This is a genomic window from Streptomyces ficellus (genome assembly GCF_009739905.1).
Classification (GTDB): Bacteria; Actinomycetota; Actinomycetes; order Streptomycetales; family Streptomycetaceae; genus Streptomyces; species Streptomyces ficellus_A.
The window spans coordinates 3,786,039-3,801,134 of sequence record NZ_CP034279.1; the positions used below are offsets into that span (position 1 = coordinate 3,786,039).

Sequence of the window (15,096 nt, forward strand, 5' to 3'; positions counted from 1 at the left end):
CCGCTCCGCGGGCTACCCTGACTGGCGTGAAGGTCCTCGTCATCGGCGGCGGCGCCCGCGAACACGCCCTGTGCCGCTCTCTCTCCCTCGATCCCGACGTCACCGCTCTGCACTGCGCGCCCGGCAACGCCGGAATCGCCGAGGTCGCCGAGCTGCACCCGGTCGACGCCCTCGACGGGGCGGCCGTGGCCCGCCTCGCCACTCGGCTGGAGGCCGGCCTGGTCGTCGTCGGCCCCGAGGCCCCGCTCGTCGCCGGTGTCGCCGACGCCGTGCGGGCGGCCGGCATCCCCTGCTTCGGCCCCTCCCGGGAGGCCGCCGTACTGGAGGGCTCCAAGGCGTTCGCCAAGGACGTGATGGCCGCCGCCGGCGTCCCCACCGCCCGGTCGTACGTCTGCACCACCCACGACGAGATCGACGCGGCTCTCGACGCCTTCGGCGCCCCGTACGTCGTCAAGGACGACGGCCTCGCGGCCGGCAAGGGCGTCGTCGTCACCGCCGACGTCGAGCAGGCCCGCGCCCACGCCCGCTCCTGCGACCGCGTGGTCATCGAGGAGTACCTGGACGGCCCCGAGGTCTCCCTCTTCGCGATCACCGACGGCACGACCGTGCTGCCACTGACGCCCGCGCAGGACTTCAAGCGCGCCCTCGACGACGACGAGGGCCCCAACACCGGCGGCATGGGCGCGTACTCGCCGCTCCCGTGGGCCGACCCGAAGCTGGTCGACGAGGTCATGGCGAGCGTCCTGCAGCCCACGGTCGACGAGCTGCGCCGCCGCGGCACGCCCTTCCAGGGCCTGCTGTACGCGGGGCTCGCGATCACCTCGCGCGGGGTGCGGGTCATCGAGTTCAACGCCCGCTTCGGCGACCCGGAGACCCAGGTCGTCCTCGCCCGCCTCCGGACCCCGCTGGCCCGGGTCCTGCTGCACGCCGCCAACGGCACCCTCGACAGCGAGCCGCCGCTGACCTGGCGCGACGACGCCGCGGTCACCGTGGTCGTCGCCTCGCACAACTACCCGGGCACGCCGCGCACCGGCGACCCGATCGAGGGCCTGGAGGAGGTGGCGGCGAAGGACGCGCCCCACGCGTACGTCCTGCACGCCGGGACCCGGCGGGACGGCGACGCGGTCGTCAGCGCCGGCGGGCGGGTCCTGTCCGTCACCGCGACCGGCAAGGACCTCGCCCAGGCCCGGGAGCGGGCGTACGCCGCGGTCGGACGCATCCGGCTCGACGGTTCCCAGCACCGTACGGACATCGCGCGCAAGGCCGCCGGGGAGTGAGACCGCTCGGACGCTGAACCGTCCGCACCTTTACCCAAAGCCATTCCATCGAGTGACGGCTGGCCCATCCGGATGACGCCCGCCGGTGCCCCAACTAGGGTGCCGCGCAAGCGTTCCGGCACTTGGCCCACCGGCATTGCGATGTCAGTGGCGGGTGCCACAGTGGGGGAGTGACCAACACCGCCGCGAGGCAGTCCGCCGCAGGGCAGAAGGGGGTGACGTACGGCCGTGTCCGATTCCGGTGCTCGTCTCGGGATGGGTGAGGAGCGGGGTGCGCGGGGTGCGCACGCCCGGGCCCTGGCGCTGCTGCGGGTGCGCAGCAGGGCGCTGGCCGTGGCGCTGCTGCCCGCCGCCCTCGCCGTGGTGCTGCTGACCGGCGGTGTCACGGGCCGGTTGCCCGGCGCCGGCTGGGACACCGCCCGCTGGGTGGTGTCGCTGCTCGCGGTGGTGGTGCTGCTGGCCGCCGTCGCGGTCGCCGCCGTGATCGCGCGGGCCAGGCCCGCGCTGACCCCGACGGTCGAGATCCCCCGCGAGTCGGCCCCCGACCTGTACCGGATGGTGCAGGACCTGGCGGGGCGGCTGGACGTGCCGGCGCCCTCGGCGATAGCGCTCACCCCGGACTGCGACAGCTGGCTGGAGGACCGTACGCACCCGGCACACGGCGGGCCGGCCGCCCGGGGCGGGCAGCGTGCCGGCACGCCGCCCGTCCTGGTCATAGGGTCACCGTTCCTGTGGTGGATGCGGGTGGCCGAGCTGCGGGCGGTGCTGGCTCCCGTGGTGGCCGGCACGGGCCCGTCCGCCCACCCCGACATAGCCGCGGCCCGCCGTTTCGTCCGGGGCCTGGACGCCGCCGTCGCGGTGGCCGACCGGCCGGGGCTCGATCCGGTGCGGCGCCTGGGAGCGCGGTTCGTCGGCTCGGTGGTGCGGGTGCTGCTGCGCGGCTGCCGGACGCACGCCGCCGAGATGGAGCGGGGCGTGGCGGCGGCCGCCTCGGAGCGCGCACAGGATGTGGACTACGGCGCGCGGATCGTCGCCCAGGAGCAGGTGGGGCTGGCGTACGCGGGCTGGGACCGGCTGCTGACCCGGGTGGCCCTGCCCGCCTGGCGCATGGGCCGCTGGCCCTCCCGGCTGGACGCGGGCGTGGTCTCCGCGCTCACCGAACTGTCGCGGCGCGACCGGCTGGCGGAAGGGTTCACCTCCCGGCTGGGCGAGCGTCCGGCGTGCGACCTGCTCGAAGAGCCCGGACTGGTCGACGAGGCCACCTCGCTGCTCGCCGCCCGCCTCTTCCACGGCGGGCCCGCCGAGGTGGGCCCCGACTGGGCCCCGGTGGACTGGCAGCAGTACCCGGACGAGGTCGTCGACCGGAAGTGGCGTACGGAGGCGGCCCGGCTGCACCGGGTCCTGGACCGGCTCGGAGTCGACCGGGACGCGGAGGCGACGCTGGCGCGGGTGGTGGACCACCTGGCGACCACCAGGACCGGCGAGGCGCTCGCCGCGGCGATCACCGCCGAGATCTCCCGCGAGGCGACCACCCCGGCGTCCGCGTCCGCCGCAGCGCCCGAGCCGGGCACGGCACCCGCGCCCGGCGCGTACCCCGGTGCCCCCGGCCGCCCCGCCGAGCCGGACGACCCCGCCGCCCACCCCGCGAGCCCCGACCGCCCCGCGCAGCCCTCGCCCCAGCCCTCTCATCCACCGCATCCGCTCCACGCACCGCACCCCTCACCCCTCCCAGGCAACCGACCGGATGACCGACCGGATGACCGACCGGATGACCGACCGGATGACCGACCGGGTGGCGAGAACACGCCCCTCGACTCCCCGGCCGCTCCCGCACCACCACCACCACCGCCACCACCGCCGCCGATATCCGTCCCGGGCGACCTGGACCACGCCGCGTGGGGCCCCGGCGGGGACGCGCTGCCGTTGTTCCCGCTGCAGCCGCCGCGCAGCGGCCGGGAGCTGCTGGCCGATCATGTGACCGCCATGGTGTGCTGCGCCGCCGTCGACACCGCCGGTGCCGTACCGGGCCTGGACTGGCTCGACGGGCCCACGCTCCTCGTCGGGGGCAAGCGCCATCCCGACCTCGCCGGGCGGGTGCTGAGCCTGATAGAGGACGCCGATCCCGAGCCCCTGCGCTCCTGGCTGGTGACCGTGGGCGTGCGACCGGAGAAACCCGTCCGGCTGGTATGACCGCCGTACGCCCGACGTACGACCGACGTACGACCGGCGCACCCAAAGTGGAATGCCACGGTCCGTTCCCGCCAATTAACGACGAACGGTGACGGAGTGCGTGCGTTATGTGATGTGCTGGAGACCGGCACTGACAGTCGCGGGGGAGTCGAGGGAGGGGCGCAGCATGGGGGCGGAACAGAATCGGCGGTGGGAGTCGGGAGCCCTCGCCCACGCCGTCTCGGACCCCTTCGGCCAGGGGCCGCTGCCCTGGCTGCGGGGCAGTGAGCAGTACATCGGCGACACCGGCCAGGTCGTCCCCTGGTACGCCGACCCGGCGCTGGCGCGCGGTGGCCACGGCGGGCCGCGCTCCGCCGACGACGTACGGCGGCAGATCAAGGGCTTCTCCTCGGCCGGCGCGGTCGCCCCGGGCGAGGCGATCGACTTCCACATCACCGTGGACCCGCCCCAGCAGTTCTCGGTCGACATCTATCGGATCGGTCACTACGCGGGCGACGGCGCCGCGAAGATCACCACCAGTCCGCGCCTGTCCGGCATCGTCCAGCCACCCCCGCTCACCGCCGAGCGCACCGTCTCCTGCCACCACTGGTGGCTCTCCTGGCGGCTCCAGGTCCCCTCCTACTGGGCGGTCGGGGCGTACGTGGCGGTGCTGACCACCCTCGACGGCCACCGCTCGCACATCCCCTTCACCGTCCGGGACGGCCACCCCGCCGATCTGCTCCTGCTGCTCCCCGACATCACCTGGCAGGCGTACAACCTCTACCCGGAGGACGGCCGCACCGGCGCCAGCCTCTACCACGCGTGGGACGAGGAGGGCCGGCTGCTCGGCGAGGAGGAGGCCGCCACCACCGTCTCCTTCGACCGCCCCTTCGCGGGCGCCGGCCTGCCCCTCCACGTGGGCCACGCCTACGACTTCATCCGCTGGGCGGAGCGGTACGGCTACGACCTGGCCTACGCGGACGCCCGGGACCTGCACGCGGGCCGCGTCGACCCGTCGCAGTACCGGGGCCTGGTCTTCCCCGGGCACGACGAGTACTGGTCGGTGCCGATGCGCCGCACGGTGGAGCAGGCCCGCGACCAGGGCACCTCGCTGGTGTTCCTCTCCGCCAACACCATGTACTGGCAGGTCGAGCTGGCGGCCTCGCCCTCCGGCGTCCCCGACCGCCTCCTCACCTGCCGAAAACGCCGGGGCCCGGGCAAACCCGCCCTGTGGCGCGAGGTGGACCGTCCCGAGCAGCAACTGCTCGGCATCCAGTACGCCGGCCGGGTCCCCGAGCCGCACCCGATGGTGGTCCGCAACGCCGGGCACTGGCTCTGGGAGGCCACCGGCGCCGGCGAGGGCGACGAGCTGCCCGGCATGGTCGCGGGCGAGGCCGACCGGTACTTCCCGCGCACCGCCCTCCCCGAACACCGCCGGCGCATCCTGCTCGCCCACTCCCCCTACCGGGACGGCGACAACCACGTACGCCACCAGGAGACCTCCCTCTACCGTGCCCCCTCCGGCGCGCTCGTCTTCGCCTCGGGCACCTTCGCCTGGTCGCCCGCCCTGGACCGGCCGGGTCATGTCGACCTCCGTATCCAGCGCGCCACGGCCAACCTCCTGGACCGCATCTGCAAACGGGACTAGAACGCAAGCGGGCGTCCGCCGTCCCGGCCCGCGCCAAGATCCTTCCCGAGCATCCCGTGCGTTCCGCGAGACCCCTGGCCAAAGCCCGGCCCCGCATGCGGGAGAATCGGAGCCGATTGGACAGAACCACGGGGAGGAACCGTGTCCGGATTCGTCGAAAAGCCCGAGCCGCTTCAGGTGCCGGGCCTGGTGCATCTGCACACCGGCAAGGTGCGCGACCTGTACCAGAACGAGGCGGGCGACCTCGTGATGGTCGCCAGCGACCGCATGTCCGCCTACGACTGGGTGCTGCCCACCGAGATCCCCGACAAGGGCCGCGTCCTGACGCAGCTCTCGCTCTGGTGGTTCGACCGGCTCGCCGACCTCATCCCCAACCACGTCGTCTCCACCGAGCTCCCGGCCGGCGCCCCCGCCGACTGGGCGGGCCGCACCCTGATCTGCCGGTCCCTGCGCATGGTCCCGGTGGAGTGCGTGGCCCGCGGCTACCTCACCGGTTCCGGCCTCGTCGAGTACGACGAGTCCCGTACGGTCTGCGGCCTGGCCCTCCCCGAAGGCCTCACCGACGGCTCCGAACTCCCCGCGCCGATCTTCACGCCCGCCACCAAGGCGGCCGTCGGAGAGCACGACGAGAACGTGTCGTACGAGGAGGTCGCCCGCCAGGTCGGCGCGGAGACCGCCGCCCAGCTGCGCCAGTCGACCCTCGCGATCTACTCCCGCGCCCGGGACATCGCCCGGGATCGCGGGATCATCCTCGCCGACACCAAGTTCGAGTTCGGCCTCGACGAGCAGGGCCTGGTCCTCGCCGACGAGGTGCTGACGCCGGACTCCTCCCGCTTCTGGCCGGCCGGCGCCTGGGAGCCGGGCCGCGCGCAGCCCTCGTACGACAAGCAGTACGTGCGCGACTGGCTGACCTCGCCGGCCTCCGGCTGGGACCGCGCGAGTGAGCAGCCCCCGCCGCCCCTGCCGCAGCAGGTGGTGGAGGCGACCCGGGCGAAGTACCTGGAGGCGTACGAGCTGCTCACCGGCAACGCCTGGCAGTAGACGCACGAAGAAGCCCCCGGCCGACCGGCCGGGGGCTTCTTCCATGGAGCGGACGACGAGGCTCGAACTCGCGACCTCAACCTTGGCAAGGTTGCGCTCTACCAACTGAGCTACGTCCGCATGCGCCGTAGCGCGAGACCACTATACCCAACCTCGCTCGCGGGCGAGACGCGCCGCCGTATGACGGTTCTCGGCCCCCAGCTTCGAGGCGGCCGACGACAGGTAGTTGCGTACGGTCCCGGGCGACAACGACGCGCGCTCCGCGATCTCCGCGATCGGCGCCCCGTCCACGGCGAGCTCCAGGACCTCCGCCTCCCGGGCGGTCAGCGGCGAGTCGCCCGCGGAGATCGCGTCGGCGGCCAACTCGGGGTCGACATAACGGTTCCCGGCGTGGACGGCGCGGATGATCTCGGCGAGCCGCTGGGCGCTGACCGTCTTCGGTACGAAGCCCCGCACACCCGCCGCGAGGGCGCGTTTCAGGTGCCCGGGGCGCCCGTGCCCGGTCACGATCATGGTCCGGCATCCGGGCAGCTCGGAGCGCAGCGATGTGGCGACCTTCACACCGTCGGCGCCCGGCATCTGGAGGTCCAGCACCGCCACGTCCGGCCGGTGCGCCCGCGCCATGGCGAGCGCCTCGGGCCCGGACGCCGCCTCCGCGACGACCACGAGGTCGTCCTCCAGCCCGAGGAGCGCGGCCAGCGCGCCGCGTATCAAGTGCTCGTCGTCCGCCAGCAATAGGCGCACGGCCCCGGTCACCGCGCGGCCCCTTCCGTCACGGACAGCCCTTCGGTCACGGACAGCCCTTCGGTCACGGACGCCGCATCCGCCCCGCGCACCGCCCCCGCCACGGGCGCCCCCTCCGCGGCCGCCGCACCGGCAGGCACCCGTGCCGTCAGCCGGAACCGTCCGTCGCCGGTCCGGCCCGCCTCCAGGGTCCCGTCCAGCGCCGCGAGCCGCTCCCGCAGTCCGGCCAGCCCCGACCCGGGGCCGGACCCGGCGTCCGCCGCACCGGCATGGGACGCCGCACCGGCACGGGCGTCCGGTCCGGAGCCCAGAGCGCCGTCCGCGCCGTCGTTCTCGATCACCAGCACCGCGCATCCCTCCTCCGCGCGCACCGTGACCGTGCATGCGCGGGCGTCCCCGTGCCGGAGCACGTTCGTCGTGCCCTCCCGCACCACCCAGGCCAGCGCCGACTGCACCGGCAGCGCCAGTTTCACGTCCGGCGCCAGCACCGTGCAGGTGATCCCGGCGGCCGCCAGCACACTGCGGGCACCCTCCAGCTCCGTGTGCAGGTCCGCCTCCCGGTAGCCGCGCACCACGTCCCGCACCTCCCGCTGCGACTCCCGCGCGATCCGCTGCACCTCGGCCATCTGGTCCACCGCCGCCTCCGTACCGCCCCGCCGGGCCAGCTGGACGGCCAGCTCGCTCTTCAGGGCGATCACCGACAGGTTGCGGCCCATCACGTCGTGCAGGTCCCGCCCGAACCGCAGCCGCTCCTCCGCGACCGCGAGCCGTGCCTGGAGTTCCCGTGCCGCGTCCAGTTCCCACACCGCCCGCAGCAACCAGGCGGAGAACCCGCTGGTGCCGGCCAGGAACAGCCCTCCGATCAGGACGCCGACCGTGAAGCCGATCACCTCCGAACCCGACATCCCCAGCGCCAGGCAGACGACCGCGGTGCCCGCGACCGCCGACAGCACCAGGAGGAGCATGTGCCGTGTCTTCGACAGCCCCAGCACCACGCCGCCGATACCGAAGCCGAGCACCCCGACGACCATGGTCGCCGCGGTTTCCATCGTGTCCGGTCCGGTGAACCGGTACAACGCCAGCGCCCCGGTCGCGAGCAGGGCCGAGGCCGCGCCGTGCGCCACCATCAGCCGGTGCGGGCGGGCCCGCCGCCCCACGGTCCAGTCCAGCGCCCGGGAGGCGAGCACCCCGCCCATCACGGAGTGCCCGACCACCAGTAGGAACAGCCACCCTCCCAGCGGGGCCGCCGTGTGCCCCAGGACGCCGAGGCCGGTCGAGGCCACCTCGAGCAGCACGAACAGGTGGTACGACCAGCGGGTGTACAGCTCGACCTTCTCCGGGTTGCTCCGCCGGCTCCACCACCCGGTCAGCCTCATCTCCGTACCCCCGCCCCGCTTCAGGTCAGCGCCGTGTCAGCGCCGTGGTTCCCAGCGGAACCAGCGTTGCACAGCGAACACCGAGACCACCGTCCAGGCCAGCGCCGTCAGCGCCGCACCCGCCAGGTCCCCGCCGTCGCCCGCGCCGCCCAGCCAGCCGGCCCGCACGAGGGTCATCACGCCCGTCAGCGGCAGCAGCTCGCACATCGAGGCGACCTTGTCCGGGAGGATCTCCAGCGGCACGAACAGCCCCGACCCGACCGCCGAGATCAGGAACAGCGGCATCGTGGTGATCTGCGCGCTCTCCACGGTGCGGGTGACCGCCGCCGTCGCCCCGGCGAGCGCGATCAGCATCACGATCCCCAACAGCACCCCGCCGACGAGCAGTTCCGGCCGCTGCGGCGCCTTGACGTCGAGGAGCGCCACCCCCGCCACGACGATCAGCGCGCTCTGCGCCACCGCGAGGACGACCGCCGGCAGCGCGGTGCCGGTGAGGATCTCCCGGTCGGACGCCTCGCCCGTACGCAGCCGCTTGAGCACCAGCTCCTCGCGGCGCGACACGTACGCGGAGACGAGGTTGAGGTAGACGACGAGGATCAGCATCATCACGACGCCGCCGCTCAGCGCCGCCTCCAGGGCGCTCATCCCGGCCCGGCCGAGGTCGACCCGGTCGAGCGAGGAGCGCAGCACGCCCACCATCAGCAAGGGCATCAGCAGCGCCGTGAACAGGGCGTACTTGTTCCGTACGAGGAGCGTCAGCTCGGCCCGCCCCAGCGCGCCCATGCGCCCGGTCATCGTGGTCGCCACGTCACACACCCACCGTTTCGTTCCGCTCGTCCTGTGCGATCTCGAGGAAGGCCTCCTCCAGGGAGGCGGCCCGGGCGTCGAGGCCCTCGAGCCGTACGCCCGTCTCCCTGGCCCACAGCAGCAGTTCACCGAGCGCGTCCTGGAGGCCGTGCGTGCGGATCTCGACCCGCCGCCCGGTCGCGGCGGCCCGCAGGGTCAGCGGCAGCCGGCCGGCCGGTACCCCTTCGGGCAGGGAGAACCGGATGCGGGCGGGCCGCTCGGCGGTGACCTCGGCGGGCGTCCCGGCCGTCACGATCCGGCCCCGGTGCATGATGGCCAGCCGGTCGGCGAGCGCCTCGGCCTCCTCCAGGTAGTGCGTGGTGAGCAGCACGGTCGTTCCGGCGTCCCGCAGCCCGCGCACCAACTCCCAGGTGTCGCGCCGCCCTTCGGCGTCCAGTCCGGTCGACGGCTCGTCCAGGAACAGCACTTCGGGGCGGCCGAGCAGGGCCAGCGCCAGGTCGAGCCGCCGCTTCTCGCCGCCGGACAGCTGCTTGACGCGCACCCGGGACCGGCCGCCGAGGCCCACCATCTCCAGCGCCTCCCCGGCCGGCCGCGCGCCGGTGGTGCAGCCCGCCCACATCCGCACGGTCTCGGTGACGGTGAGGTCGGAGGGGAAGCCGCCCTCCTGGAGCATCACGCCGATCCGGGGCCGGACGGCGGAGCGTTCGGCGTACGGGTCGTGGCCGAGGACGCGTACGGTGCCGGCGCTCGGGCGGGCGAGGCCCTCCAGCAGCTCCACGGTGGAGGTCTTGCCCGCGCCGTTCGTGCCGAGCAGGGCGAAGATCTCGCCGGCGGCCACGGAGAAGGTGATCCCGGTCACGGCCTCGAACCCGCCGGCGTAGGTGCGCCGGACGTCCTCCGCCTCAATCACGTTGGTCATGCCTCAAGGCTTCCGCCGCCCAGGGGGCGGGGGCAGGCCGCGGTGTCACCGATCGGCGATGACAAATGTCATCGGGCGGGCGGCGAGGGCGGAGGCCGGTGGAGAAACGCCGAAGGCCCCGGTCGTGATGACCGGGGCCTTCATACTCTGAGCGGACGACGAGATTCGAACTCGCGACCCTCACCTTGGCAAGGTGATGCTCTACCAACTGAGCCACGTCCGCATTGCTCCCGACCGGCTCTCACCGGGCGGTGCGAACACCACTGTACCTGATCCACCGGAGTGGTCGGTACGTGATGCAGAGCGGGTGACAGGAATCGCACACTGCGCCTCCCCCCTGGAAGGGGGGTGTTCTACTACTGAACTACACCCGCACGCTCCGTGAGGTCCGGGGCCTTTCGGCCTCGCCCCTCGGCGTGATCCAGACTCTAGCGGATCACCTGGGGTGTCGCGCAACTCGGTGGCCGCGGGGCAGGCTCAGCTCGCCTCGCGGAAGGCCTCGTAGACACGCTTGGGGATCCGGCCGCGGGCCGGGACCTCCATCTTGTTCGACTGCGCCCAGGCGCGGACGGCCGCCGGGTCCGGTTCGAGCGAGGTGCGGGTGAAGGAGGCGCGGGACCTGGAGGCGCTCCCGCCACCGCCCGCCGCCTGCCTGCCGCCGGCCGCCTGCTTGCGGCCGGCTGCCATGTACGGCGCGAGGGCCTTGCGCAGTTTCTTTGCATTGGCGGGATTGAGGTCGATCTCGTACGTCTTACCGTCGAGGCCGAAGGTGACCGTTTCCGCCGCTTCTCCTCCGTCGAGGTCGTCGAAGAGCGTGACCACTACGCGCTGCGCCACGGATATCGGTCCTTTCCCGCGGTGTGCCGCCTTGACCGGCCCGACAGGACTACAGTCCTGTCCGACGTGCGGCGATACCGGATTTACGGCTGTTGAGAGGCAATGCTGCTTTCCTCTGTATTCCTTTGTACAGCGGAACGCATGACATCGCGAAGCCCAGCCAATTGCATCAGCGTGTCATCCGGCAATGCCCGGGGTCATTTTTTTCCGGGATTTTTCCCGCGCGTTCCGTGCGTGTTCTCGCGTCCATTTGTAGGGACCTCCAGATGTCTACTCGCGTAGATTTTGGAGACAGGTACGCTGAGGGAACCGCCCACGCAACACACCACCGGGAGTGCCAGTGGCACGCGTCGTAGTCGACGTCATGCTCAAGCCGGAGATCCTCGACCCGCAGGGCCAGGCGGTGCAGCGCGCACTGCCCCGCCTCGGTTTCGAGGGGATCGCCGACGTCCGTCAGGGAAAGCGTTTCGAGCTCGATGTGGAGGGGCCGGTCGATGACGCCGCCCTCGCCCGCATCCACGAGATGGCCGAGACGTTCCTCGCCAACACCGTCATCGAGGACTTCGTCGTGAAGGTGGAGTCGTGACCGCTCGCATCGGGGTCGTCACCTTCCCCGGGACGCTCGACGACCGGGACGCGCTGCGCGCGGTCCGGCTCGCGGGCGCGGAGCCCGTATCGCTCTGGCACCGCGACAAGGACCTCAAGCAGGTCGACGCGGTCGTCCTGCCGGGCGGGTTCTCGTACGGCGACTACCTGCGGGCCGGTGCCATCTCCCGGTTCTCGCCGGTGATGGGGACGGTCATCGAGCAGGCGAAGGCCGGTATGCCGGTCCTTGGGATCTGCAACGGCTTCCAGGTGCTGACCGAGTCGCACCTGCTGCCCGGGGCGATGCTGCGCAACAACCACCTGCACTTCATCTGCCGCGACCAGAAGCTGCGGGTGGAGAACGCGGAGACCGCCTGGACCGCCGACTACACGGACGGCCAGGAGATCCACATCCCGCTGAAGAACATCGACGGCCGTTACGTCGCCGACGAGCGCACGCTGGACGAGCTCGAGGCCGAGGGCCGTGTCGTCTTCCGGTACCGCGACTTCAATCCCAACGGTTCGCTGCGGGACATCGCCGGCATCACCAACGCCGCCGGCAACGTGGTCGGCCTGATGCCGCACCCGGAGCACGCCGTGGAGCCGCTGGTCGGTACGGGCCGCACCGACGGGCTCGGTTTCTTCACCTCGATCCTCAAGAAGCTGGTCAACGTCTGATGAGCCTCGACGCCGGAACGGCCGAGGGAGCGACTGAGCGCCCCGGCCGTCGACACCTGCACCACTCCGCGCGAAGGAGCGACCGAGCGTGACCCTCGACACCGTCAAGCACGCCACCGAGACCCCCGACGTCGAGCAGCCGTGGGCCGAGCTCGGCCTGAAGAAGGACGAGTACGAGCGCATCCGGGAGATCCTGGAGCGGCGCCCGACCGGTGCCGAGCTGGCCATGTACTCGGTGATGTGGTCGGAGCACTGCTCGTACAAGAGCAGCAAGGTCCACCTGAAGCAGTTCGGCGAGAAGGCCCCCGAGAGCGACGCGATGCTCGTCGGCATCGGTGAAAACGCGGGCGTCGTCGACGTCGGCCAGGGGTACGCGGTGACCTTCAAGGTCGAGTCGCACAACCACCCCTCGTACATCGAGCCCTACCAGGGCGCGGCGACCGGCGTCGGCGGCATCGTCCGCGACATCCTCGCCATGGGCGCCCGCCCGGTCGCGGTCGTCGACCCGCTGCGGTTCGGCGCGGCCGACCACCCCGACACCAAGCGCGTCCTGCCGGGCGTCGTCGCGGGCATCGGCGGGTACGGCAACTGCCTGGGCCTGCCGAACATCGGCGGCGAGGTCGTCTTCGACTCCTGCTACCAGGGCAACCCGCTGGTCAACGCCGGCTGCATCGGTGTGATGAGGCACGAGGACATCCACCTCGCGAAGGCTTCCGGCCCGGGCAACAAGGTCATCCTGTACGGAGCCCGCACCGGCGGCGACGGCATCGGCGGCGTCTCGGTCCTCGCGTCGGAGACCTTCGACGACACGAAGCCCACCAAGCGCCCGGCGGTCCAGGTCGGTGACCCGTTCCAGGAGAAGCTCCTGATCGAGTGCACCCTGGAGATCTTCGCGGAGAAGCTGGTCGCGGGCATCCAGGACCTCGGTGGCGCGGGCCTGTCCTGCGCGACCAGCGAGCTGGCCTCCGCCGGTACCGGCGGTATGCGCGTCGAGCTGGACACGGTGCCGCTGCGCGACGCGTCGCTCTCGCCGGAGGAGATCCTCATGAGCGAGTCGCAGGAGCGGATGTGCGCGATCGTCGAGCCGCAGCACGTCGACCGCTTCATGGAGATCTGCGAGAAGTGGGACGTCATCGCCACCGTCATCGGTGAGGTGACCGACGGCGACCGGCTGGAGATCTTCTGGCACGGCGAACAGATCGTCGACGTGCCGCCGGGCACGGTCGCCCACGAGGGCCCGACGTACCACCGCCCGTACGCCCGCCCGGAGTGGCAGGACGCGCTCCAGGCCGACGACGCGAACAAGCTGCCCCGGCCGGCCTCGGCCGAGGAGCTGCGCGAGCAGGTGCTCCAGCTGGTCGCGCACCCGAACCAGGCCTCGAAGGCGTGGATCACCGACCAGTACGACCGGTTCGTGCAGGGCAACACGGTCCTCGCCCAGCCCGAGGACTCGGGCATGATCCGCATCGACGACGAGACGAACCTTGGCGTGGCGATCGCGACGGACGGCAACGGCCGGTACGCGAAGCTCGACCCGTACACGGGCGCGCAGCTGGCGCTGGCGGAGTCGTACCGCAACGTGGCCGCCTCGGGCGCCAGGCCGCTGGCGATCTCCGACTGCCTGAACTTCGGTTCGCCCGAGGACCCGGCGGTGATGTGGCAGTTCGCGGAGGCCACGCGCGGTCTCGCGGACGGCTGCCAGCAGCTGGGCACGCCGGTCACCGGCGGCAACGTCTCGCTCTACAACCAGACGGGCGAGGTGGCGATCCACCCGACGCCGGTCGTCGCCGTGCTCGGTGTGATCGACGACGTGAACCGCCGTACGCCGATCGCCTTCGCGGAGGAGGGCCAGCTCCTCTACCTGCTGGGCGACACGCGTGAGGAGTTCGGCGGCTCGGCGTGGTCCGAGGTCGTCCACGGTCACCTGGGCGGTCTGCCGCCGGCCGTCGATCTCGACCGCGAGAAGCTGCTCGGCGAGATCCTGATCGCCGCGTCCCGCGACGGCATGGTCGACGCCGCGCACGACCTGTCGGACGGCGGGCTCGTCCAGGCGGTCGTCGAGTCCTGCCTGCGTGGTGGGAAGGGTGCCCGACTGGTCGTCCCGGACGGCCTGGACGCCTTCACCTTCCTGTTCAGCGAGTCGGCCGGCCGTGCGGTCGTGGCCGTCCCGCGCAGCGAGGAGCTCCGCTTCACCGACATGTGCGGTGCGCGCGGCCTGCCCGCGACGCGGATCGGTGTCGTGGACGGTGACGAGATCGAGGTGCAGGGCGAGTTCGGCGTCCCGCTGAGCGAGCTGCGCGCCGCGTACGAGGCGACGATCCCGGGTCTGCTCGCCTGACGCGTACGGCCCCTGAGCCCCCGTTTGGACCTCGCGGTCCGGACGGGGGCTCTTTGGTGCGCCGAGCGCCGGGCACGGGCACGGGCATGACGCTTGCACGTAATTACGTAACTCCGTATCCTGTGGGCATGGAGCTGGAGGAGCGCGTCGCGGAACTGGAGCGGCGCATGGCCGCGCTGGAGAGCGGCGGCCGTCCCGTGCCGCCCGTCGGCGAGGGTGACTTCTGGGCCCTCGAAGGGCTCAAGGCACAGCTCGCCCAGATGGGCGCCGCCGCCGGCGGGGTGCTGTTCACCGGCGCCGTTCGACTGCCCACGGGGGAGCAGTACGAATGGCAGTACGGCACCCTCGCCGGCGAGCAGTTGGACGGCGACTGGACCGAGGCCGCCGAGTCGTTCGCCGCGCTCGGCCACCCGGTCCGCCTCCGGCTCCTCCGCGAGATCGTCGGCGGCCGGCGCACCGCCGCCGAGCTGGCCGAGCTGGAGGAGATCGGCACGACCGGCCAGATCTACCACCACCTGCGCCAACTGACCGGAGCGGGCTGGCTGCACACCGCCGGCCGCGGCCGGTACGAGGTCCCGCCGGGCCGTGTGGTCCCGCTGCTCGTGGCACTGGCCACGGCCCGGCCGTAACACCACGGGGAGAAACGCATGTCCACGAAGACCACGTCCACGAACACC

13 protein-coding genes and 3 tRNA genes are annotated in these 15,096 nt (G+C 72.5%); 8 read left to right on the forward strand and 8 right to left on the reverse strand.

All coding sequences use genetic code 11. The features are described from left to right. Positions 1–26: 26 nt before the first annotated feature. The 4 genes from purD (at position 27) to EIZ62_RS16860 (ending at position 6,135) form a co-directional block, all read left to right on the forward strand. The gene (gene purD / locus EIZ62_RS16845) at positions 27–1,277 is read left to right on the forward strand and encodes a phosphoribosylamine--glycine ligase (RefSeq protein ID WP_156693485.1); all 1,251 of its coding nucleotides are present in this window, start codon (positions 27–29) and stop codon (positions 1,275–1,277) included. A gap of 255 nt (positions 1,278–1,532) precedes the next feature. Further along, positions 1,533–3,467, forward strand: coding sequence for a M48 family metalloprotease (locus EIZ62_RS16850; protein ID WP_156696444.1), 1,935 nt, complete (start codon positions 1,533–1,535; stop codon positions 3,465–3,467). A 166-nt stretch (positions 3,468–3,633) separates the two neighbouring features. Beyond that, the gene (locus EIZ62_RS16855; protein ID WP_156693486.1) at positions 3,634–5,094 is read left to right on the forward strand and encodes a N,N-dimethylformamidase beta subunit family domain-containing protein; all 1,461 of its coding nucleotides are present in this window, start codon (positions 3,634–3,636) and stop codon (positions 5,092–5,094) included. A 141-nt stretch (positions 5,095–5,235) separates the two neighbouring features. Then, a complete protein-coding gene (locus EIZ62_RS16860; protein ID WP_156693487.1) occupies positions 5,236–6,135 on the forward strand; it encodes a phosphoribosylaminoimidazolesuccinocarboxamide synthase in 900 nt (299 codons plus the stop codon). 44 nt (positions 6,136–6,179) lie between these two features. Here EIZ62_RS16860 and EIZ62_RS16865 read toward each other — a convergent pair. From EIZ62_RS16865 to EIZ62_RS16900, 8 genes are all read right to left on the reverse strand, one after another. After that, positions 6,180–6,255, reverse strand: a tRNA-Gly gene (locus tag EIZ62_RS16865). 21 nt (positions 6,256–6,276) lie between these two features. Further along, a complete protein-coding gene (locus EIZ62_RS16870; RefSeq protein WP_156693488.1) occupies positions 6,277–6,891 on the reverse strand; it encodes a response regulator transcription factor in 615 nt (204 codons plus the stop codon). Next, on the reverse strand, positions 6,888–8,255 hold the full coding sequence (locus tag EIZ62_RS16875) for a sensor histidine kinase (protein WP_156693489.1): 1,368 nt from the start codon (positions 8,253–8,255) through the stop codon (positions 6,888–6,890). The genes EIZ62_RS16870 and EIZ62_RS16875 overlap by 4 nt, the downstream gene beginning before the upstream one ends. 36 nt (positions 8,256–8,291) lie before the next feature. Continuing rightward, positions 8,292–9,050, reverse strand: a complete 759-nt coding sequence (locus EIZ62_RS16880; protein WP_156696445.1) for an ABC transporter permease — start codon at positions 9,048–9,050, stop codon at positions 8,292–8,294. Between the two features lie 13 nt (positions 9,051–9,063). Then, positions 9,064–9,981, reverse strand: a complete 918-nt coding sequence (locus tag EIZ62_RS16885; RefSeq protein ID WP_156693490.1) for an ABC transporter ATP-binding protein — start codon at positions 9,979–9,981, stop codon at positions 9,064–9,066. A 150-nt stretch (positions 9,982–10,131) separates the two neighbouring features. Continuing rightward, a tRNA-Gly gene (locus tag EIZ62_RS16890) sits at positions 10,132–10,204 on the reverse strand. Positions 10,205–10,283: 79 nt separating this feature from the next. Further along, positions 10,284–10,355: transfer RNA gene (locus tag EIZ62_RS16895), tRNA-Gly, on the reverse strand. Positions 10,356–10,458: 103 nt separating this feature from the next. Beyond that, a complete protein-coding gene (locus EIZ62_RS16900) occupies positions 10,459–10,818 on the reverse strand; it encodes a histone-like nucleoid-structuring protein Lsr2 (protein ID WP_208827949.1) in 360 nt (119 codons plus the stop codon). Between the two features lie 340 nt (positions 10,819–11,158). Here EIZ62_RS16900 and purS point away from each other — a divergent pair, with 340 nt between their 5' ends. The 4 genes from purS to EIZ62_RS16920 all read left to right on the forward strand — a co-directional run bounded on the left by purS (position 11,159) and on the right by EIZ62_RS16920 (position 15,048). After that, positions 11,159–11,404: a phosphoribosylformylglycinamidine synthase subunit PurS gene (gene purS / locus EIZ62_RS16905; protein WP_073756364.1), complete on the forward strand. Its 246-nt coding sequence runs from the start codon at positions 11,159–11,161 to the stop codon at positions 11,402–11,404. Continuing rightward, positions 11,401–12,081: a phosphoribosylformylglycinamidine synthase subunit PurQ gene (gene purQ, locus EIZ62_RS16910; RefSeq protein ID WP_156693491.1), complete on the forward strand. Its 681-nt coding sequence runs from the start codon at positions 11,401–11,403 to the stop codon at positions 12,079–12,081. The genes purS and purQ overlap by 4 nt, the downstream gene beginning before the upstream one ends. Before the next feature lie 88 nt (positions 12,082–12,169). Next, positions 12,170–14,419: a phosphoribosylformylglycinamidine synthase subunit PurL gene (gene purL / locus EIZ62_RS16915; RefSeq protein ID WP_156693492.1), complete on the forward strand. Its 2,250-nt coding sequence runs from the start codon at positions 12,170–12,172 to the stop codon at positions 14,417–14,419. A gap of 128 nt (positions 14,420–14,547) precedes the next feature. After that, positions 14,548–15,048 carry an ArsR/SmtB family transcription factor gene (locus tag EIZ62_RS16920; protein ID WP_156693493.1) on the forward strand — a complete coding sequence of 167 codons (501 nt, stop codon included), beginning with the start codon at positions 14,548–14,550 and terminating at the stop codon, positions 15,046–15,048. Positions 15,049–15,096: the final 48 nt, after the last annotated feature.

Bases quoted from the DNA above. Each gene is read 5' to 3' on its own strand.
- EIZ62_RS16920 (WP_156693493.1), top strand. From the start codon at position 14,548: ATGGAGCTGGAGGAGCGCGTCGCGGAACTGGAGCGGCGCATGGCCGCG.
- EIZ62_RS16875 (WP_156693489.1), bottom strand. From the start codon at position 8,255: ATGAGGCTGACCGGGTGGTGGAGCCGGCGGAGCAACCCGGAGAAGGTC.
- EIZ62_RS16885 (WP_156693490.1), bottom strand. From the start codon at position 9,981: ATGACCAACGTGATTGAGGCGGAGGACGTCCGGCGCACCTACGCCGGC.
- EIZ62_RS16855 (WP_156693486.1), top strand. From the start codon at position 3,634: ATGGGGGCGGAACAGAATCGGCGGTGGGAGTCGGGAGCCCTCGCCCAC.
- EIZ62_RS16880 (WP_156696445.1), bottom strand. From the start codon at position 9,050: ATGACCGGGCGCATGGGCGCGCTGGGGCGGGCCGAGCTGACGCTCCTC.
- EIZ62_RS16850 (WP_156696444.1), top strand. From the start codon at position 1,533: ATGGGTGAGGAGCGGGGTGCGCGGGGTGCGCACGCCCGGGCCCTGGCG.